Annotated in this window: 16 protein-coding genes, 1 other RNA gene and 1 pseudogene; 14 read left to right on the top strand and 4 right to left on the bottom strand. The window is 55.6% G+C overall.

Features of this window, described 5'->3' with window-relative positions:
• The first annotated feature begins 44 nt into the window (after positions 1-44).
• The 5 genes and pseudogenes from pgk (at position 45) to COO59_RS17100 (ending at position 5,123) form a co-directional block, all read left to right on the top strand.
• Positions 45-1,207 (top strand): annotated as a pseudogene (gene pgk / locus COO59_RS17120) (phosphoglycerate kinase).
• Positions 1,208-1,305: 98 nt separating this feature from the next.
• Positions 1,306-2,385: a class II fructose-bisphosphate aldolase gene (gene fbaA / locus COO59_RS17115; protein ID WP_103060952.1), complete on the top strand. Its 1,080-nt coding sequence runs from the start codon at positions 1,306-1,308 to the stop codon at positions 2,383-2,385.
• A 182-nt stretch (positions 2,386-2,567) separates the two neighbouring features.
• On the top strand, positions 2,568-3,455 hold the full coding sequence (gene mscS / locus COO59_RS17110) for a small-conductance mechanosensitive channel MscS (protein ID WP_103060951.1): 888 nt from the start codon (positions 2,568-2,570) through the stop codon (positions 3,453-3,455).
• A gap of 146 nt (positions 3,456-3,601) precedes the next feature.
• Positions 3,602-4,225, top strand: coding sequence for an arginine exporter ArgO (argO, locus tag COO59_RS17105; protein WP_103060950.1), 624 nt, complete (start codon positions 3,602-3,604; stop codon positions 4,223-4,225).
• A gap of 175 nt (positions 4,226-4,400) precedes the next feature.
• Entirely contained in the window at positions 4,401-5,123 is a 723-nt protein-coding gene (locus tag COO59_RS17100; protein WP_103060949.1) for an oxidative stress defense protein, read from the top strand.
• Between the two features lie 126 nt (positions 5,124-5,249).
• Here COO59_RS17100 and COO59_RS17095 read toward each other — a convergent pair whose 3' ends face one another.
• Complete coding sequence (locus COO59_RS17095) at positions 5,250-6,161, bottom strand: LysR family transcriptional regulator ArgP (protein ID WP_103060948.1); 912 nt, start codon at positions 6,159-6,161, stop codon at positions 5,250-5,252.
• A 189-nt stretch (positions 6,162-6,350) separates the two neighbouring features.
• Between COO59_RS17095 and rpiA the strand changes: the two genes are divergently transcribed.
• The gene (gene rpiA, locus COO59_RS17090; protein ID WP_103060947.1) at positions 6,351-7,010 is read left to right on the top strand and encodes a ribose-5-phosphate isomerase RpiA; all 660 of its coding nucleotides are present in this window, start codon (positions 6,351-6,353) and stop codon (positions 7,008-7,010) included.
• A gap of 282 nt (positions 7,011-7,292) precedes the next feature.
• The gene (gene serA, locus COO59_RS17085) at positions 7,293-8,531 is read left to right on the top strand and encodes a phosphoglycerate dehydrogenase (RefSeq protein WP_103060946.1); all 1,239 of its coding nucleotides are present in this window, start codon (positions 7,293-7,295) and stop codon (positions 8,529-8,531) included.
• A 48-nt stretch (positions 8,532-8,579) separates the two neighbouring features.
• Here the strand turns inward: serA and COO59_RS17080 are convergent, their stop codons facing one another.
• The 3 genes from COO59_RS17080 to zapA all read right to left on the bottom strand — a co-directional run bounded on the left by COO59_RS17080 (position 8,580) and on the right by zapA (position 9,822).
• Positions 8,580-9,170 carry a 5-formyltetrahydrofolate cyclo-ligase gene (locus COO59_RS17080; RefSeq protein ID WP_103060945.1) on the bottom strand — a complete coding sequence of 197 codons (591 nt, stop codon included), beginning with the start codon at positions 9,168-9,170 and terminating at the stop codon, positions 8,580-8,582.
• Between the two features lie 98 nt (positions 9,171-9,268).
• Positions 9,269-9,452, bottom strand: a non-coding RNA gene (gene ssrS, locus COO59_RS17075) — 6S RNA.
• Between the two features lie 40 nt (positions 9,453-9,492).
• On the bottom strand, positions 9,493-9,822 hold the full coding sequence (gene zapA / locus COO59_RS17070) for a cell division protein ZapA (RefSeq protein WP_085070241.1): 330 nt from the start codon (positions 9,820-9,822) through the stop codon (positions 9,493-9,495).
• A gap of 168 nt (positions 9,823-9,990) precedes the next feature.
• On the opposite strand from zapA, the gene COO59_RS17065 reads away from it, so the two are divergent.
• The 7 genes from COO59_RS17065 to gcvP all read left to right on the top strand — a co-directional run bounded on the left by COO59_RS17065 (position 9,991) and on the right by gcvP (position 19,325).
• Positions 9,991-10,572, top strand: a complete 582-nt coding sequence (locus tag COO59_RS17065; protein ID WP_103060998.1) for a YecA/YgfB family protein — start codon at positions 9,991-9,993, stop codon at positions 10,570-10,572.
• A gap of 47 nt (positions 10,573-10,619) precedes the next feature.
• A complete protein-coding gene (gene pepP, locus COO59_RS17060) occupies positions 10,620-11,942 on the top strand; it encodes a Xaa-Pro aminopeptidase (RefSeq protein WP_103060944.1) in 1,323 nt (440 codons plus the stop codon).
• Positions 11,939-13,117 (top strand): 2-octaprenyl-6-methoxyphenyl hydroxylase, encoded by a 1,179-nt coding sequence (gene ubiH / locus COO59_RS17055; protein ID WP_103060943.1) that lies wholly within the window; start codon positions 11,939-11,941, stop codon positions 13,115-13,117. The genes pepP and ubiH overlap by 4 nt, the downstream gene beginning before the upstream one ends.
• Positions 13,118-13,130: 13 nt before the next feature.
• Positions 13,131-14,330, top strand: a complete 1,200-nt coding sequence (gene ubiI, locus COO59_RS17050) for an FAD-dependent 2-octaprenylphenol hydroxylase (protein ID WP_103060942.1) — start codon at positions 13,131-13,133, stop codon at positions 14,328-14,330.
• 505 nt (positions 14,331-14,835) lie between these two features.
• The gene (gcvT, locus tag COO59_RS17040) at positions 14,836-15,930 is read left to right on the top strand and encodes a glycine cleavage system aminomethyltransferase GcvT (protein WP_103060940.1); all 1,095 of its coding nucleotides are present in this window, start codon (positions 14,836-14,838) and stop codon (positions 15,928-15,930) included.
• Between the two features lie 21 nt (positions 15,931-15,951).
• Positions 15,952-16,338, top strand: coding sequence for a glycine cleavage system protein GcvH (gene gcvH / locus COO59_RS17035; protein WP_103060939.1), 387 nt, complete (start codon positions 15,952-15,954; stop codon positions 16,336-16,338).
• 113 nt (positions 16,339-16,451) lie between these two features.
• Positions 16,452-19,325 (top strand): aminomethyl-transferring glycine dehydrogenase, encoded by a 2,874-nt coding sequence (gene gcvP, locus COO59_RS17030; protein ID WP_103060938.1) that lies wholly within the window; start codon positions 16,452-16,454, stop codon positions 19,323-19,325.
• Positions 19,326-19,403: the final 78 nt, after the last annotated feature.

Genomic DNA, 19,403 nt, shown 5'->3' with positions numbered 1-19,403 from the left:
GATGCGTCTGACAAAACTTATGAGAATCAACGAGAGGGTTCACCATGTCTGTAATTAAGATGACCGATCTGGATCTTGCTGGTAAACGCGTTCTGATCCGTGCCGATCTCAACGTGCCGGTTAAAGAAGGGAAAGTGACGTCAGATGCGCGTATTCGCGCTTCGCTGCCGACCATCGAAGCTGCTCTGAAACAGGGCGCGAAAGTGATGGTGACTTCCCACCTGGACGTCCGACCGAAGGCGAATATAACGAAGAATTCTCCCTGCTGCCGGTAGTGAACTACCTGAAAGAGAAACTGAACGGCACCAACGTAACCCTGGCTAAAGATTACCTCGACGGCGTAGAAGTCGGCGCGGGCGAACTGGTGGTGTTGGAAAACGTGCGTTTCAACAAAGGCGAGAAGAAAGACGACGAAACCCTCTCAAAAAAATATGCCGCGCTGTGCGACGTATTCGTTATGGATGCATTTGGTACCGCTCACCGCGCGCAGGCTTCCACGCACGGCGTGGGTAAATTTGCGCCGATCGCCTGCGCCGGCCCGCTGCTGTCCGCCGAGCTGGAAGCGCTGGGCAAAGTGATGAACAACCCGGCTCGTCCGCTGGTTGCGGTGGTAGGTGGTTCTAAAGTTTCTACCAAGTTCGACGTGCTGAACTCGCTGGTTAAAATCGCTGACACCGTGATTGTTGGCGGCGGTATCGCTAACACCTTCGTGGCTATCGATAACAACGTGGGTAAATCCCTGTACGAGCCAGATTTCGTTGAGGCCGCGAAAGGGCTGCGTGACCAGTACGGCATTCCGGTACCTACCGATTCCCGCGTAGGTACGGAATTCTCTGAAACTGCTGTCGCTACGGTGAAAAAAGTTACCGATGTTGCCGATAACGAAGAGATTATGGACTTCGGCGATGAAACGGCGCAGGCGCTGGCGAAAGTGCTGAAAGAGGCGAAAACCATCCTGTGGAACGGCCCGGTAGGCGTGTTCGAATTCCCGAACTTCCGTAAAGGCACTGAAATCATCGCTAACGCGATCGCTGACAGCGAAGCGTTCTCTGTTGCTGGCGGCGGCGATACGCTGGCGGCAATCGATCTGTTTGGCATCGAAGATAAAATTTCTTATATCTCTACCGGCGGCGGCGCGTTCCTTGAGTTCGTGGAAGGCAAGAAACTGCCAGCGGTCGCTATGCTCGAAGAGCGTGCTAAACAGTAACCTTTAGGGCAGGGCGATATGCTCTGCCAGAACGTATTGCCCAGCTTACTTAAATGGGCGTGAATCCGTAACACGGCCGACGAAACAGGACAAAACAGATGTCTAAAATTTTTGATTTCGTAAAACCAGGCGTTGTCACCGGTGATGACGTACAGAAAGTGTTCCAGGTAGCGAAAGAGAATAAATTCGCCCTGCCAGCAGTCAACTGCGTAGGTACCGACTCTATCAACGCCGTACTGGAAGCTGCTTCTAAAGTAAAAGCTCCGGTTATCGTTCAGTTCTCTAACGGCGGCGCGGCATTTATCGCCGGTAAAGGTTTTAAATCTGACGAGCCGCAGGCGGCTGCTATCGCCGGTGCGATTGCTGGCGCTCATCATGTGCATCTGATGGCTGAAAAATATGGCGTGCCGGTTATTCTGCATACCGACCACTGCGCGAAGAAACTGCTGCCGTGGATCGATGGTCTGCTGGACGCGGGCGAAAAACAGTTCGCTCAGACCGGCAAACCGCTGTTCTCTTCTCACATGATCGACCTGTCTGAAGAGACGCTGGAAGAAAACATCGAGATCTGCAGCAAATATCTGGCGCGTATGGCGAAAATGGATATGACGCTGGAGATCGAACTGGGCGTAACCGGTGGTGAAGAAGATGGCGTGGATAATTCCCATCTCGACAGCTCTGCGCTGTACACCCAGCCGGAAGATGTCGATTACGCTTACACCAAACTGAGCGAAGTGAGCCATCGTTTCACCATCGCCGCTTCCTTCGGCAACGTACACGGCGTTTATAAGCCGGGTAACGTGGTGCTGACGCCGAAAATCCTGAAAAACTCTCAGGAATATGTGTGCCAGAAACATAACCTGCCGCACAACGCGCTGAACTTCGTTTTCCACGGTGGTTCTGGTTCTTCTGCTGAAGAGATCAAAGAATCTATCGATTACGGCGTAATCAAAATGAATATCGACACCGACACCCAATGGGCGACCTGGGACGGTATTCTGCAGTACTACAAAAAGAACGAAGGCTATCTGCAGGCGCAGCTGGGTAACCCGGAAGGCGACGATAAGCCGAACAAAAAATTCTACGATCCGCGCGTTTGGCTGCGTGCTGCACAGGCTTCAATGGTTGTGCGTTTAGAGCAGGCGTTTAAAGAGCTGAACAACATCAATACGCTGTAATAGCGAACTGGTGATAAAAGGCCCTGCGGGGCCTTTTTTTATGGCATTTCGCGACAAAAGTGTAACCTTTATCGTCACTTGTTTGGCGAAGCGGATTGTTATTGTTTACCCTTGGTGGAGGGTTCGTCAGTTCTCACTGGCGATTTTAACGATTTTTTGAGGAACGATAATAAGGTGGATAGATGGAAGATTTAAATGTGGTAAACGGGATTAACAGCGCAGGCGGCTGGCTGGTCCATAATCAGGCGCTGCTGATTAGTTATGCGGTCAATATCGTGGCCGCCTTCGCCATCCTTATTGTGGGGATGATCGTTGCGCGTATCATTTCGAACGGAATAAACCGTCTGCTGGTTGCGCGGCATATCGATGCCACCGTGGCGGATTTCCTGTCAGCGCTGGTGCGTTACGGCATTATCGCCTTTACGCTGATTGCTGCGCTGGGGCGCGTCGGCGTACAAACGGCTTCGGTTATCGCCGTATTAGGTGCGGCGGGTTTGGCGGTGGGCCTGGCTTTACAAGGCTCACTCTCTAACCTTGCTGCAGGCGTACTGCTGGTCACCTTCCGTCCGTTCCGTACCGGTGAGTTTGTTGATCTTGGCGGCGTGATGGGCACCGTATTACACGTGCAAATCTTCTCTACTACGCTGCGTACCGGCGACGGTAAAATTGTCGTGGTGCCGAACGGTAAAATTATTGCCGGCAATATCATTAACTTCTCGCGCGAGCCGGTGCGCCGTAATGAATTTATTATCGGTGTAGCCTACGAGGCCGATGTCGATCGGGTAATTTCACTGCTGCGTGAAGTGGTGGATGCCGATCCGCGCGTATTGCAAGATAAAGGCGTACAGATTGGGCTGAACGAGCTGGCGGCCTCCTCGCTGAATTTTGTGGTGCGCTGCTGGAGCAATAGCAGCGATCTGCAGGATGTTTACTGGGATCTGATGAAGAACTTCAAGCGTACGCTGGATGCGCACGGTATTGGCATCCCTTATCCGCAGATGGATGTTCATCTCCATCAGGTGAAATCCTCCGCAGAGGAAAAAGAGAAGGCAGAAACGGCAAACGCGTAGTCGCAAACGCATAGTAAGCCAGCGGGCGAGGGAAACCTCGCCCGCGCTGTTATTAGCCCCGCTGATATTCCATTAGTTCTTTCCATTTCACCCCTACGCCTGCGCGCTATACACTGCCCGTCATTATCGTTATCGGGAAAAACTGCATGTTATCCGTTTATTTTCAGGGATTTGCTTTGGGCGTGGCGCTTATATTACCGCTGGGCCCGCAAAACGCGTTTGTCCTTAACCAGGGAGTACGCCAGCAATACCATCTTATGACCGCCACGCTCTGTACGCTGAGCGATATTATTCTGATTTCCGCCGGCGTTTTCGGCGGCAGCGCGCTGCTTAATCAGTCGCCTCTGCTGCTAAATCTGGTAACCTGGGGCGGCGTTGCTTTTCTGCTGTGGTATGGATGGGGGGCGCTGCGTACTGCGATTAGCGCTGATATTTCACTTGTCAGCACGCAGCTGAAACAGCAGAGCCGCTGGCGAATCATCGCGACGCTGGTGGCCGTAACCTGGTTAAATCCCCACGTTTATCTGGATACGTTCGTGGTGTTGGGCAGCCTTGGCGGTCAGCTACCCGCTGAGGCTCGCCGCTGGTTCGCGTTGGGCACCGCCAGCGCCTCTTTTTTCTGGTTTTTTAGCCTGGCGCTGCTGGCGGCCTGGCTGTCGCCACGGCTGAGTACGCCTGGCGCGCAGCGCATCATTAATCTGTTTGTGGGCGTGGTGATGTGGTTTATTGCGCTAAAACTGGCATTACAGGGTTTTGCGGGCTTGCACTGAGCGGCCGGAAGAATTAAATGCGGCGGTGCGGCAAAAAAAGAAACTTTTGCCACAATAAAAACTCAGAGGAACACGCATGTCGCCCGCGCTTAGCTTGTGGCAGGCTTGCGTGGCCGTTATGGTAACTGCCAGCGCGGCCCCCGTTAATTTGTTTTGTCTTCAAGGAGGACCTTGCGTGAAACTGAAAGCACTGGCACTGACCGCAATGATGGGATTAAGCACCGGGCCACTGATCGCCCAGGCGGATGAGCTGCCCAACGGGCCGCATATTGTCACATCAGGGCAGGCCAGCGTAGATGCCCGGCCTGACATCGCCACGCTGGCGATAGAGGTCAACGTTTCCTCAAAGGATGCCGCGGAAGCGAAAAAACAGGCGGATGATCGCGTGGCGCAATATTTCGATCTGCTGAATAAAAACGGCATCGAGAAAAAAGATATTGATGCGGCGAATCTGCGTACCCAGCCGGAATATGACTACACCAAAGAGGGCAAGTCGGTGCTGAAAGGCTACCGTGCGGTGCGTCAGGTGCAGGTGACGTTGCGTCAGCTGGATAAGCTGAACGACTTACTGGATGGTGCGCTTAAGTCGGGCCTGAATGAAATTCGCTCGGTAGAGTTGGGCGTAGCGAATCCGGATGATTACAAAGCGAAGGCGCGGCAGGCAGCGATTGAAAACGCCACGCAGCAGGCGGCGGCGCTGGCAAAAGGGTTTAACGCCAAGCTGGGCCAGGTCTACAGCGTGCGCTATCACGTTGCCAACTATCAGCCGATGCCGATAGCGCGCATGTATAAAGCTGCCGACGCCGCGCCAATGACCTCTGCGGCACAAACCTATGAGCAGCAGAGCATTCATTTTGACGATCAGGTTGATGTGGTGTTCGAGCTACAGCGCAATTAACTGAATCAGGCGACGGATACCGTCTGAATAGCCTAAGGCGCGGGGAGTGCAGGCGCACTTCCCGCGCAGACACGTTTTTAAAGCTCTGGCGAATAACGTCGCCTGATTTATCGCTTTTACCGAACCTTAATTGCTGAGCGTCTCATCTTCCTGCCGCAGTACGCGATGGCCATGCGCCAGCAGCGCATCGGTAACCTTGCGCATCAGGCGGCTTTCCGGCGCGAAGCGGTGCCAGTAAAGCATCCGGCGCTGATAAAGGCCGGGCGTGAGATCGATTAGCTCACCGCTTGCCAGCTCTCTTTCGATTTGCAGATGTGGGATCATACAACAGGTCGATCCCTGGCGCGCCAGCTGCACAAAAGCCTCAGACGAGTTAACGATATGGCAGGGAACGCTGCCGGGCGACAGATCGAAATTCTGCTGTAAAAAGGCCTGATGCATATCATCAAGGTGGTCAAAGGCCACCGCAGGCGCTTTCAGTAGCGCCGGGCGCGTTACGCCGTTAGGAAAGTAGCGCGCGGCAAATTCAGGCGAGCCAACAAACAGATAATCCAGCGCGCCAAGCCGATCCACTAAGCAACTGGGCAGCGGCTGCGGCTGAATACTCACGGCGCCCACCACCTCACCGCGACGCAAGCGTTCCTGCGTGCGGGTTTCATCTTCCACCTGTAAATTCAGGCGTACCGGCGAATCGGTCAGCACATCTTTTAGCGCAGGCAGCAGCCAGGTCGCCAGACTGTCGGCGTTTACCGCCAGCGATAGAAGCAGGGGCGTTGTACCGCCGTTTTCATCGCCAAGCCACTCATCCTCCAGCAGTTCTACCTGATGCAGCAGGGCCAGCAGTTTTTGGCCCTGTTCGGTCGGGCGGGGCGGAATAGTACGCACCAGTAAAGGCTGGCCGAACATATTTTCCAGCTGCTTAATACGCTGTGACACTGCCGACTGGGTGATGCACAATTTTTGCGCAGCGCGCTCAAAGCCGCGCTCGCGGATCACGGCATCCAAAGCCTGAAGCGTTCGATAGTCGGGTCTTTTCATTGTTATTCTGTTCTCCTTCAGGAATGCCGGGACACTATGCCATAAAATTAATGCTTTGCCGCTGCGGATAGGGGCGGCAGTTTGTGGGCTGCTTTGCAAAGCGACAAAACGCCACGTATCCAATGCGCATTTTAGCCAGAGCTTGTTTTATACTACGTGCACACCATTAGCACAGGTTTTAAACATACCATGACGCAGGATGAACTGAAAAAAGCAGTAGGCTGGGCAGCGCTGGATTATGTCACGCCAGGGACGATTGTCGGCGTGGGCACCGGTTCGACCGCCGCCCACTTTATCGATGCGCTCGGCTCGATTAAGCATCAAATCGATGGCGCAGTCTCCAGCTCGGAGGCTTCTACGCTGAAGTTAAAGAGTCTGGGTATTCCGGTATACGATCTTAACGAGGTGGATGCGCTGGCGGTGTACGTTGACGGCGCCGATGAAATCAACCCGCAAATGCAAATGATCAAGGGCGGCGGCGCGGCGCTGACGCGTGAGAAAATCATTGCGGCGGTGGCGGAGAAATTTATCTGTATCGCTGACATCTCAAAGCAGGTTGATGTCCTTGGCGGCTTTCCGCTGCCGGTGGAAGTTATTCCGATGGCGCGTTCTTATGTTGCGCGCGAGCTGGTGAAGCTGGGCGGCCTGCCGGAATATCGTCAGCAGGTAGTAACCGATAACGGCAACATTATTCTCGACGTGCATAATCTGAGTATCGTTAACCCGGCTGAGCTGGAACGCGCCATTAATGCGCTGCCTGGCGTGGTAACGGTGGGGCTTTTTGCCGCGCGCGGGGCCGACGTGGCGCTGATTGGCGGTCCCAACGGGGTAACAACCATTACCCAATGATCTGGCTGGCGCGTGTCCCGCGCCGGTTATTTCTTGCTGAAAAACATCTTTTCTACAGATGGCGTAATTTGGTGACTTATGTCACATAACGGCAAGCTGCAACGCTATCGTTCTGCCTGTAACGCGCTTCCCATCATAATCTGTTGAATCCAACCCAATCCTCCTTTGCCCGTGCTGAGCGGCAGGCAATCGTTTGTATTGCCGCGCGCGTAAATTTTGATATTTTGGCAGAAGGCTGGCTTATCACAGCCTCTTCTGAAGTCTGCAAAATAGGGTCGGGAAATGGCAAAAGTATCGCTGGAGAAAGACAAGATTAAGTTTCTGCTGGTGGAAGGCGTTCACCAAAGCGCGCTGGATAATTTGCGTGCGGCAGGTTACACCAATATTGAATATCACAAAGGCGCGCTTGATAGCGAAGCGCTGAAAGCCTCGATCCGCGACGCGCACTTTATCGGTATTCGTTCCCGTACTCAGCTGACTGAAGAGATCTTTGCTGCGGCTGAAAAGCTGGTAGCCGTAGGCTGCTTCTGTATCGGTACTAACCAGGTGAACTTAGACGCGGCGGCAAAGCGCGGCGTGCCGGTTTTCAACGCGCCTTTCTCTAATACGCGTTCGGTGGCGGAGCTGGTCATCGGTGAAATGCTGCTGCTGATGCGCGGCATCCCTGAAGCGAATGCTAAAGCACATCGCGGCATCTGGAATAAACAGGCTGCGGGCTCGTATGAGGCGCGCGGTAAGAAACTGGGCATTATTGGTTACGGCCATATCGGCATGCAGCTGGGCGTGCTGGCGGAAAGCCTGGGCATGCACGTATTTTTCTACGACATTGAAAACAAGCTGCCGCTGGGCAACGCCACGCAGGTTATGCATCTTTCCGATTTGCTGAATATGAGCGACGTTGTCAGCCTGCACGTGCCGGAAACGCCATCTACCCAGAATATGATGGGAGCAGAAGAGCTGGCGCTGATGAAACCCGGCTCGCTGCTGATTAACGCCTCGCGCGGAACGGTGGTGGATATTCCGGCGCTCTGCCAGGTGCTGGCGAATAAACATCTGTCCGGCGCGGCCATCGACGTCTTCCCGGAAGAGCCAGCGACCAATAGCGATCCGTTTAAATCCCCGCTGTGCGAATTTGACAACGTGATCCTGACGCCGCATATCGGCGGCTCAACTCAGGAAGCGCAGGAAAATATCGGCATTGAAGTTGCTGGCAAGCTGGCAAAATATTCTGATAACGGTTCTACGCTGTCTGCCGTTAACTTCCCGGAAGTCTCCTTGCCTACACATGGCGCGCACGTTAGCCGCCTGCTGCATATCCATGAAAACCGTCCGGGCGTGCTGACCGCCATCAACCAGATATTTGCCGAGCAGGGCATCAATATTTCCGCGCAGTATCTGCAAACCACGCCGATGATGGGCTATGTGGTTATCGATATTGATGCCGAGGTGGACGTAGCGCATAAGGCGCTGACGCTGATGAAGGCAATTCCGGGAACGATGCGCGCCCGCTTACTTTACTGATTACGCGCTTTATCACTCATCACGCCGCCTTGCCTGTAAGGCGGCGTTTTATTTTTCCCACTGCCACAGGCGTGAAGGGGTCAGGATCGCCGGCAGCGGAATATCCCATGCTTCGGTTGGCAGCGTATCTACCTGCTGGCAGTCGTGCGCCAGGCCAATGGGAAGAAAGCGATGCCTGCGCCAGTGCTGCAGGGTACGATCGTAAAACCCGCCACCCATCCCCAGGCGTTGCCCCTGCTTATCAAACGCCACCAGCGGCACAAACATCACGTCCAGCCGATCGAGAGGAATAATATGCTGTACGTCCAGCGGTGGCTCCGGAATGCATAAGCGATTTGGCATCAGTGCCGTTTCCGGCGTATAGCGGATAAAAAGCAAATTTCCCGCCGAGAAAGGATGCAACACCGGCAGATAAACCTGCTTATGCTGCTGCCATAGCCGGGCGAGCAAGGGGCGGGTATTCAGTTCGCCATCAACCGAAAGAAACAGCGCGATATGCTGCGCCCGATCTACCGACGCGACGTTTAATGCATGTTCAGCGACGCTATTCGCCGCCAGCGTTTGCTGTTCAGCGCTGAGCCCACGCCGTAAATGGCGCACATGCGTACGTATAGCCTGCCGTTCGAGTGGTAAAGACATGAGGGTTTTCCTGCGCCAGCGGGGATGTTGCGAATATAGCACAGAGAAGGCGAAGAATTTACATCCGAACGCGATGGATGACCGCCGGGAAAAAGAAAGGAATCTCCGAGATGCCGCCGTAGGCTGTAACCCTTGAACCCTTGGTTCAAGGTGAATGTGTCGTCGTAACCATCAGGCTTCCCGGACGGACCGGGCATGCACACAGGCTGCGGAGCGCCACACTCTGTGGTATTGAAATATCGGCTCAGGGGACTGGCCCACTTGCAAACATCTCAGAGAAATTGTACTTCACCGCCACTGTATCACAGCAGGCCGTAAAGTGTTATTCGAACTTCGCACCCTGGCGTTCAGTTATGCGACCTTGCTCAAGCAACGCTTGCTCAATGGTCTGCTGCAGCATTCGAATGCGTTGTTCCATATTAGCTGCGTAGTCACGGGTTTTCCCCTTTTCCTGCGCCAGCTCATGGCAAATGTTCAACGCAGCGATGAACACCAGCTGCTCTGTATTTGTGACTCTAGTGCGAACTTTCAGATCTTGCAACCGCTGATTAAGATCTTCCGCCGCCGCGTTCAGCGCATCTTGCTGCTCAGGCGGACAATTCACGCGTAACGAACGTCCAAAAATCTGAATATCTACCGGTTGTGCAGACATGCCACCTTCCTGACTGATTACTGCGCCCGCATCGTTTTGAACCTGCTCCGGCTCAAAAGGGGCGCCACTATATCTACCCTTGCGTGAAGAAACAAGCCCTTTCTGGAAACCTCAAGGCACCTGGTGGTAGCATAACACGAACTTACTCCGCCAACGATGATAATGCATATGTCTACAGATAACACACAGCCGGGCTATCAGACGCTGGCATCCCTCCTGACCCAACAGGGGGTGGGAATGACACCCGCTGAAATGCACGGCTTGATCAGCGGCATTGTCTGCGGTGGCAATAAAGATCACAGCTGGAAAGCGCTGGTGCACGATCTCACTAACGAAGGGTTAGCCTTTTCACAATCGCTCTCGCAGCCGCTGCAAGAGCTGCATGCGCATATTCAGGATACGCTGGAAGATGAGGGTTTTCTGTTTCAGCTGATGCTGCCGGAAGAGAATGAAAGCAGCGTCTTCGAGCGTGCGGATGCGTTAGCCGGATGGGTTAATCATTTTCTGTTAGGGCTGGGCGTGACGCAGCCTAAACTGGATAAAGTCAAAGGCGAGGCGGGCGAAGCCATTGACGATCTGCGCACCATCGCGCAGCTTGGCTATGATGAAGAGGACGATCAGGAAGAGCTGGCTCAGTCAATGGAAGAGGTTATTGAGTATGTGCGCGTAGCCGCGTTGCTGTGCCATGAGACCTTTAATCCGCCGATGCCGCCGGGCGCGCCGGAAGTTAAAAAGGTTACGCTGCACTGATTCTTTGCTATCGCCGCGCGGCGGCCTAACTCAGGGAGAAGATACGGATGATTACGCTGGATACTTTTTTGCAGCGCCACCAGGCGCTGTTGTCGCGTATGGCTGTGGGCAGCGCGGCGTTAATTTTTGCGGCGCCGGAAGTCACGCGCAGCGCGGATAGTGAATATCCATTCCGCCAGCACAGCGACTTCTGGTATTTCACCGGCTTCAACGAGCCTGAAGCGCTACTGCTGCTGATTAAAAGCGATGAAACCCACAACCACAGCGTGCTGTTTAACCGCGTGCGCGATAAGCAGGCGGAAATTTGGTTCGGCCGTCGTTTGGGCCAGGAGGCCGCGCCGGAAAAGCTGGGCGTCGATCGTGCGCTGCCCTGGGATGCGCTGCACGAACAGCTTCATCAGCTACTGAACGGGCTGGACGTGGTTTACCATGCGCAGGGCGAATATGAATTTGCCGATCGCATCCTGTTCAGCGCGTTGGAAAAGTTACGTCGTGGCTTCCGGCAAAACTTACAGGCGCCGAATACGCTGACCGACTGGCGGCCCTGGGTGCATGAGATGCGCCTGTTTAAAGGCCCGGAAGAGCTGGAGCTATTACGCCGGGCCGGAGAAATCAGCGCTATGGCGCATACGCGGGCGATGCAGGCTTGTCGTCCCGGCATGTTTGAATATCAGCTGGCGGGTGAAATACATCATGAATTTACCCGCCACGGCGCGCGGCATCCTTCCTACAACACCATTGTTGGCGGCGGTGAAAACGCCTGCATCCTGCATTACACCGAAAATGAAAGCGAGCTGCGCGATGGCGATCTGGTGCTAATCGATGCCGGCTGTGAACTGCACGGCTATGCGGGCGATATTACCCGCACCTTCCCGGTTAACGGCAAATTCAGTGCGCCGCAGCGTGCGATTTATAACATCGTGCTGGCTTCGCTGTACAAAGCGCTTTCGCTGTTTCGTCCCGGCACCAGCATTCGCGAGGTTAACGAAGAAGTGGTGCGGATTATGGTCACCGGGCTGGTAGAGCTGGGCGTTATGCAGGGCGATGTTGAACTGCTGATAGCCGAAAACGCCCATCGACAGTTCTTTATGCACGGCCTGAGCCACTGGCTGGGGCTGGATGTGCATGATGTCGGTCATTACGGCACGCCGGATCGCGGGCGTATTCTGGAGCCGGGCATGGTTCTCACTGTCGAGCCGGGTCTGTATATCGCGCCGGATGCGGATGTACCGGCGGAATATCGCGGTATTGGCATTCGTATTGAAGATGACATCGTGATTACCGAACAGGGAAATGAAAATCTTACCGATAGCGTGGTAAAAGATACCGATGCTATCGAAGCGCTGATGGCGGCAGCGCAGCAGGCATGAGCGTGATCATTGCCGGTGGCGGCATGACCGGCGCAACGCTGGCGCTGGCGCTTTCGCATCTGACCCAGGGAGCGCTGCCGGTTACGCTAATTGAAGCGGTATCGCCGGGGGAACGCGCGCATCCTGGCTATGACGGACGAGCGATTGCGCTGGCCGCAGGAACCTGCCAGCAGCTGGCGGCCATTAATCTCTGGCCCGCGCTTGCCGACTGCGCTACGCCGATTACCCATGTCCACGTTAGCGATCGCGGTCACGCCGGGTTGGTAAATATTGATGCCGCTGACTATGGCGTTAACGCGCTGGGCAATGTGGTCGAGCTGCATGAGACGGGAAACCGTCTATATCAGCGGTTACGCAAGGCTCCTGGCGTTACGCTGCGTTGCCCGGAGCAGGTAAGCCGCGTTGAACAGCATCAAAATCATGTCAGCGTTACCCTGGCTTGCAAAGAGCAGCTGCAGGGAAGTTTACTGGTGGCTGCGGATGGCTCTCATTCACGCGTTGCCGCCGCCTGCGGCGTCCAGTGGCATCGGGATGATTATCAACAAATCGCCGTTATCGCCAACGTTACGACGCAGATCGCCCATCAGGGACGCGCGTTTGAGCGTTTTACCGAACATGGCCCGCTGGCATTGCTGCCGATGTCGCACGGTCGCAGTTCGCTGGTCTGGTGCCATCCGCCAGCGGCTAAATCCCGTATCGATAGCTGGAGCGACGCCGAATTTTTAGCGGAGCTTCAGCGGGCGTTTGGCTGGCGGCTGGGCCGCTTTACCCAGGTGGGACAGCGCACCAGCTATCCGCTGGCGCTGCAAAGCGCCAGCCGGACGGTTGGGCATCGGCTGGCGCTGGTGGGCAATGCGGCGCAGACCTTACATCCGATCGCCGGTCAGGGATTTAACCTCGGCATACGTGACGTTATGTCGCTGGCTGAAACGCTGGCGGCGGCGCAGCGTCAGCAGCAAGATCCCGGCAGCTTTGCCGTACTACAGCGTTATAATCAGCGTCGAGAGCCGGACCGCGCCGCCACTATCGGCGTTACCGATGGACTGGTGCGGCTGTTTGCCAATCGCTACCTGCCGCTGGCGGTGGGACGTAATCTTGGCCTGATGACAATGGATAATTTACCCTGGCTGCGCAACCGCCTGGCGGAGCGTACGCTTGGCTGGGTAACGCGCTGAAAAGAGGATTTCAATGCAAACTTATGATGTGGTGATCGCCGGTGGCGGAATGGTGGGGCTGGCGGTAGCCTGCGGATTACAGGGCTGCGGTCTGCGTATCGCGGTACTGGAAAAGTCTGTGCCGGAACCCTTTAACCCCAGCGAACCGCACGGATTACGCGTTTCTGCGATTAACGCCGCCAGCGAACGGCTGCTGCAGCATCTTGATGTCTGGTCCGCGATCCTGGCACAGCGTGCCAGCGCTTATCACGGCATGGAAGTATGGGATCGCGATAGTTTTGGACGCATCGAATTTGATGAGCCGCAGGGCATTAGCCACCTTGGCTATATTATTGAAAACCAGGCCATCCATCAGGCTTTATGGCAGCGGGCACAGCAGCTAAGCGATATTACGCTGCTGGCACCGGCGCAGCTGCAGCAGGTGGCCTTTGGCGATAACGAAGCCTTCATCACTCTGCAGGACGGCAGCATGATGAGCGCGCGCCTGCTGATCGGCGCTGACGGCGCGCATTCCTGGCTGCGTGAAAAAGCCGATATTCCCTTAACTTTCTGGGACTATCAGCATCACGCGCTGGTAGCGAATATTCGTACCAGCCAGCCGCATCAGGCGGTGGCGCGCCAGGTTTTCCACGGCGAAGGGATACTGGCCTTTCTGCCGTTGAGCGATGCGCATCTTTGCTCGATTGTCTGGTCGTTGCCGCCGCAGGAAGCCACCCGGCTGCGCGAGATGCCCGCTGCGCTGTTTAACCAACAGCTGTCGGTCGCTTTTGATATGCGCCTTGGTCTGTGCGAGCTGGAAAGCGAACGTCAGACTTTCCCACTGACGGCGCGCTATGCCCGCCAGTTTGCAGCGCATCGACTGGCGCTGGTTGGCGATGCGGCGCATACCATCCATCCGCTTGCTGGGCAGGGCGTTAACCTGGGCTTTATGGATGCCGCTGAGTTAACCGGCGAAATCCGCCGTTTGCATCAGCAGGGCAAAGATATTGGTCAGCATCTTTACCTGCGCCGCTATGAGCGCAGCCGCAAACACAGCGCGGCATTAATGTTGGCAAATATGCAGGGATTTCGTGAACTGTTTGCCGGTAATCATCCGGCGAAAAAACTGCTGCGCGATGTTGGCCTGCGGCTGGCGGATCGGCTGCCCGGCGTTAAGCCGCGTTTGCTGAAACAGGCGATGGGCTTGCAGGATCTGCCGGAGTGGCTGCGCTAAGCGTAGTCGGCTAACAGGGCCGAGCTCCCTATAGCGCAGGCACGTTTCCACCCTCTCAGGGCCGTTCGGCCCTTTTTTACGCCGTTAAACGCGCGTTATCCGTTTTTTCGCGGCGCTTTGCGGCGTAATGCACCCGTTTAAGGCAGCTGCATGCTTTTCGCGCGCTCGTTTGAATTATTCTAATTTTACCCTCTCATTCGCATTAGTTTTTCTAATTTCGGGAACCGTTCGTTAGCGGCTTTTTTTAACGTTATTTATTAACTGACTGGTTTTTAAACTGCTTTGTTGCGCTTCTGTTGTTAGTTATGTGCCTCGCCACGCATTTTTTCAGTGAAAAATTCTGCACAATCCGTAAGGCTCTGGACGCTATCGGGCTGGATTCGCCCTTGTTTAGCTTATGGTTAAACGGGCCATTCAATGATAACGTCAGAGTAAAGAGAACGTTTGCGTCAGACGTTTTAACCTCTTTTAGCGTCTGTTTAACCCGTTAACGCACAGGAATGTTATGAAGCAGACTCCTTTGTATCAACAACATCAAGCCTGCGGTGCCCGCATGGTCGATTTTCACGGCTGGATGATGCCGCTGCACTATGGCTCGCAGATGGATGAACATCATGCGGTGCGGACGGATGCCGGCATGTTTGATGTTTCCCATATGACCATTGTCGATCTGCGCGGTGAACGCACCCGGGAATTTCTGCGCACGCTGCTGGCTAATGATGTTGCGCGACTGACGCAGCCAGGCAAGGCCCTTTACAGCGCCATGCTGAACGCATCGGGTGGCGTGATTGATGATTTAATTGTTTATTTTATCACCGATAACGCGTTCCGGCTGGTGGTCAACTCCGCCACGCGTGAAAAAGACCTGGCGTGGATTAGCGAGCATGCGCAGCCGTACGGCGTCACGTTACAGGTGCGTGACGATCTGGCTTTGATAGCCGTACAGGGGCCGAATGCCCAGCAGAAAGCGCAAACGCTGTTTAGCGATGCGCAGCGTCAGGCCGTTAGCGGTATGAAACCTTTTTTTGGCGTTGAGTCAGACGGCTTTTTTATTGCCACCACCGGCTATACCGGCGAAAACGGCTATGAAATCGCGCTGCCTGCTGAGCAGGCAGCCGAATTTTGGCAGCAGCTGCTGGCCGCAGGCGTGAAGCCCGCCGGGCTGGGCGCGCGTGACACGCTGCGCCTGGAGGCCGGGATGAATCTGTACGGTCAGGATATGGACGAAGGCGTCTCGCCGCTGGCGGCGAATATGGGCTGGACGATCTGCTGGGAGCCAGCCGATCGTCAGTTTATCGGTCGCGAAGCGCTGGAACATCAGCGTGAAAAGGGCACCGAAAAACTGGTCGGCCTGGTCATGACGGAAAAAGGCGTACTGCGTAACGATCTGCCGGTCATGTTTACCGATGCGCAGGGCAACCTGCAGCAGGGCGTAATTACCAGCGGCTCTTTTTCCCCTACCTTAGGCTGCAGCATTGCGCTGGCCCGCGTTCCGGCAGGTATTGGCGAGCAGGCCATTGTACAGATTCGTAATCGGGAAATGCCGGTCAAAGTCACTAAACCTATTTTTGTTCGCGCCGGTAAACCGGTCGCTCAGTAACCAGTGCAGGAGAATGCAGCGATGAGCAATGTGCCAAATGAATTAAAATATCGTGAAAGTCATGAGTGGGTGCGTAAGGAAGCGGACGGCACGTATACCGTTGGCATTACTGAACATGCGCAGGAGCTGTTGGGCGATATGGTATTTATCGATCTGCCGGATGTGGGCAGCAGCTTCGCCGCCGGTGACGACTGCGCCGTTGCGGAATCGGTTAAGGCGGCCTCGGATATTTACGCACCGTTAAGCGGCGAAGTTGTGGCGGTTAACGACGCGCTGGAGGCCTCGCCGGAGCTGGTAAACAGCGAGCCTTACGCTTCTGGCTGGCTGTTTCGCCTTAAAGCCAGCGACGAATCTGAACTGGACCAGCTGATGGATGCACCAGCCTATCTGGCATCCATTGACGAATAACATCCGGCAGGCTGTCGGCGCCACGATGATGCGCTGACGTCCAGGTTTTAGCGGTCGGCTGCGGCTGGCCGCTTATGTTGATAGCGGTAGCCGCCCTTCAGGATTGACGATTCATGACTCAGACACTCAGCCAGCTTGAACATACTGGCGCCTTTATCGAACGCCATATCGGCCCCTCTTCCACACAGCAGGAAAGCATGCTGCAGGCAATCGGCGCCGGTTCGCTCAGCGAGCTTATCGCCAGCATCGTTCCCGCCGACATTCAGCTGCCTGGCCCGCCTGCCGTTGGCGATGCGCTGACGGAACATCAGGCGCTGGCGGAGCTAAAAGCGATCGCCAGCCGTAATCAGCGCTGCAAATCTTATATCGGCATGGGCTATACGCCGGTTCTGACGCCGCCGGTTATTCTGCGCAACCTGCTGGAAAATCCGGGCTGGTACACCGCCTATACGCCTTATCAACCGGAAGTTTCGCAGGGACGACTTGAAGCCCTGTTGAATTTCCAACAGCTGACGCTGGATTTAACCGGAATGGACATCGCTTCCGCCTCGCTGCTGGATGAGGCCACCGCCGCGGCAGAAGCGATGGCGATGGCGAAGCGCGTCAGCAAGCTTAAAAACGCCAATAAATTCTTTATCGCCGACGATATTCATCCGCAAACGCTGGACGTCGTTAAAACGCGGGCGGAGACGTTCGGCTTTGAAATTCTGGTGGATAAAGCAGAGCGCGCGCTGGAACATGAAGCGTTATTCGGCGTGCTGTTGCAGCAGACCGGCACCACTGGCGAAGCTCATGACTACGGGGCGCTGATTGGCGAACTGAAAGCCCGTAAGGTTGTGGTTAGCGTGGCGGCCGATTTTATGGCGCTGCTGCTGCTGGAGGCGCCGGGCAAACAGGGCGCGGATATTGTTTTCGGTTCCGCCCAGCGCTTTGGCGTACCGATGGGCTACGGCGGTCCGCACGCGGCCTTCTTTGCCGCCCGCGATGAATTTAAACGGTCGATGCCGGGGCGTATTATCGGCGTATCGCGCGATACCGCCGGCAACACTGCGTTACGTATGGCGATGCAAACGCGCGAACAGCATATCCGGCGTGAAAAGGCGAACTCCAATATCTGTACTTCGCAGGTATTGCTGGCCAATATCGCCGGTTTTTATGCCGTGTTCCACGGTCCGCAAGGGCTGAAGCGTATTGCCAGCCGCATCCATCGTCTGACCGATATTCTTGCGGCCGGGCTGCAAAAAGGCGGCCTGACGCTGCGTCATCACAGCTGGTTCGATACCCTTACCGTTGAGGTTGCGGATAAGGCGGCGGTGCTGGCGCGCGCGCTCAGCTTTGGCGTCAATCTGCGTACCGATATTCATCAGGCGGTTGGCATTACGCTGGATGAAACCACCAGTCGCGAAGATGTCGCCACGCTGTTTGCTATTCTGCTGGGTGACGAGCACGGGCTGGATATTGACGCGTTAGACGTCGAGGTTGGCGTTGACAGCCGCTCCATTCCGCCCGCGCTGCAGCGCCAGCAGCCTATCCTGACCCATCCGGTCTTCAATCGTTATCACAGCGAAACCGAGATGATGCGTTATATGCACAGCCTGGAGAAAAAGGATCTGGCGCTGAATCAGGCGATGATCCCGCTCGGCTCCTGCACGATGAAGCTCAACGCTGCTGCTGAAATGATCCCGATCACCTGGCCGGAGTTTGCCGAGCTGCATCCGTTCTGCCCGGCGGAGCAGGCGGCGGGCTATCTGCAAATGATCGGCCAGCTCTCTCAGTGGCTGGTGCAGCTGACCGGCTACGATGCGCTGTGCATGCAGCCTAACTCCGGCGCGCAGGGAGAATATGCCGGTCTGCTGGCGATTCGCCGTTACCATGAAAGCCATAACGAAGGCGAACGTCATATCTGTCTGATCCCCAGTTCGGCGCACGGCACCAATCCGGCGTCGGCGCAGATGGCGGGCATGACGGTGGTAGTGGTAGCCTGCGATAAACAGGGCAATATCGATCTGCATGATTTACGGCAGAAAGCGGAGCAGGCAGGAAGCGCGCTCTCCTGCATTATGGTGACTTATCCTTCCACGCACGGCGTATACGAAGAGACCATCCGTGAGGTTTGCCAGATCGTTCATCAGTACGGCGGCCAGGTCTATCTTGACGGCGCCAATATGAACGCGCAGGTCGGGATCACCACGCCGGGCTATATTGGCGCGGACGTTTCTCACCTGAACCTGCATAAAACCTTCTGTATCCCGCACGGCGGCGGCGGTCCGGGTATGGGCCCTATTGGCGTAAAAGCGCACCTGGCACCGTTTGTGCCGGGCCATAGCGTAGTGCAAATTGATGATTTGCTCACGCAGCAGGGCGCCGTATCCGCCGCGCCGTTTGGCAGCGCGTCGATTCTGCCGATTAGCTGGATGTATATTCGCATGATGGGCGCGGAAGGGCTGAAACAGGCAAGCTCGGTGGCTATCCTGAACGCGAACTATATCGCCAGCCGTCTGCAGTCTGCTTATCCGGTGTTGTATACCGGACGCGATAACCGCGTAGCGCATGAATGTATTCTGGATATTCGTCCGCTAAAAGAGCAGACCGGCATCAGCGAGCTGGATATTGCGAAGCGCCTGATCGATTACGGCTTCCATGCGCCCACGATGTCATTCCCGGTTGCCGGTACGCTGATGGTTGAGCCGACCGAATCAGAAGGGAAAGCCGAGCTGGATCGCTTTATTGATGCGATGCTGGCGATTCGTATGGAAATCGATCGCGTGGCGGATGGCGAGTGGCCGCTGGAGGATAACCCGCTGGTGAATGCGCCCCATACCCAACAGGAGCTGGTGGGCGAGTGGACGCATCCTTACAGTCGTGAACTGGCGGTATTCCCGGCGGGAAGCGCCAATAAATACTGGCCGACGGTGAAACGTCTGGATGATGTGTTCGGCGACCGCAATCTGTTCTGTTCCTGCGTGCCGCTTAGCGACTATCAGTAAGCCTGTTTGCAGTAGCCAAAAAGGTCGGAATTTATCTGGCTTTCGAGGTTGATGCCCAAGTGCCCGTTCAGGGAGGAA

This window comes from Mixta theicola (assembly GCF_002895925.1).
GTDB classification, from domain to species: domain Bacteria; phylum Pseudomonadota; class Gammaproteobacteria; order Enterobacterales; family Enterobacteriaceae; genus Mixta; species Mixta theicola.
The sequence above is the reverse complement of the archived record's forward strand: the minus strand, read 5'-3'. Positions and strand labels throughout refer to the sequence as shown.

What these genes read in the sequence shown, in the direction of transcription:
- fbaA (WP_103060952.1), top strand. Translation starts at nt 1,306, where the DNA reads ATGTCTAAAATTTTTGATTTCGTAAAACCAGGCGTTGTCACCGGTGAT.
- mscS (WP_103060951.1), top strand. Translation starts at nt 2,568, where the DNA reads ATGGAAGATTTAAATGTGGTAAACGGGATTAACAGCGCAGGCGGCTGG.
- argO (WP_103060950.1), top strand. Translation starts at nt 3,602, where the DNA reads ATGTTATCCGTTTATTTTCAGGGATTTGCTTTGGGCGTGGCGCTTATA.
- COO59_RS17095 (WP_103060948.1), bottom strand. Translation starts at nt 6,161, where the DNA reads ATGAAAAGACCCGACTATCGAACGCTTCAGGCTTTGGATGCCGTGATC.
- rpiA (WP_103060947.1), top strand. Translation starts at nt 6,351, where the DNA reads ATGACGCAGGATGAACTGAAAAAAGCAGTAGGCTGGGCAGCGCTGGAT.
- serA (WP_103060946.1), top strand. Translation starts at nt 7,293, where the DNA reads ATGGCAAAAGTATCGCTGGAGAAAGACAAGATTAAGTTTCTGCTGGTG.
- COO59_RS17080 (WP_103060945.1), bottom strand. Translation starts at nt 9,170, where the DNA reads ATGTCTTTACCACTCGAACGGCAGGCTATACGTACGCATGTGCGCCAT.
- zapA (WP_085070241.1), bottom strand. Translation starts at nt 9,822, where the DNA reads ATGTCTGCACAACCGGTAGATATTCAGATTTTTGGACGTTCGTTACGC.
- COO59_RS17065 (WP_103060998.1), top strand. Translation starts at nt 9,991, where the DNA reads ATGTCTACAGATAACACACAGCCGGGCTATCAGACGCTGGCATCCCTC.
- pepP (WP_103060944.1), top strand. Translation starts at nt 10,620, where the DNA reads ATGATTACGCTGGATACTTTTTTGCAGCGCCACCAGGCGCTGTTGTCG.
- ubiH (WP_103060943.1), top strand. Translation starts at nt 11,939, where the DNA reads ATGAGCGTGATCATTGCCGGTGGCGGCATGACCGGCGCAACGCTGGCG.
- ubiI (WP_103060942.1), top strand. Translation starts at nt 13,131, where the DNA reads ATGCAAACTTATGATGTGGTGATCGCCGGTGGCGGAATGGTGGGGCTG.
- gcvT (WP_103060940.1), top strand. Translation starts at nt 14,836, where the DNA reads ATGAAGCAGACTCCTTTGTATCAACAACATCAAGCCTGCGGTGCCCGC.
- gcvH (WP_103060939.1), top strand. Translation starts at nt 15,952, where the DNA reads ATGAGCAATGTGCCAAATGAATTAAAATATCGTGAAAGTCATGAGTGG.
- gcvP (WP_103060938.1), top strand. Translation starts at nt 16,452, where the DNA reads ATGACTCAGACACTCAGCCAGCTTGAACATACTGGCGCCTTTATCGAA.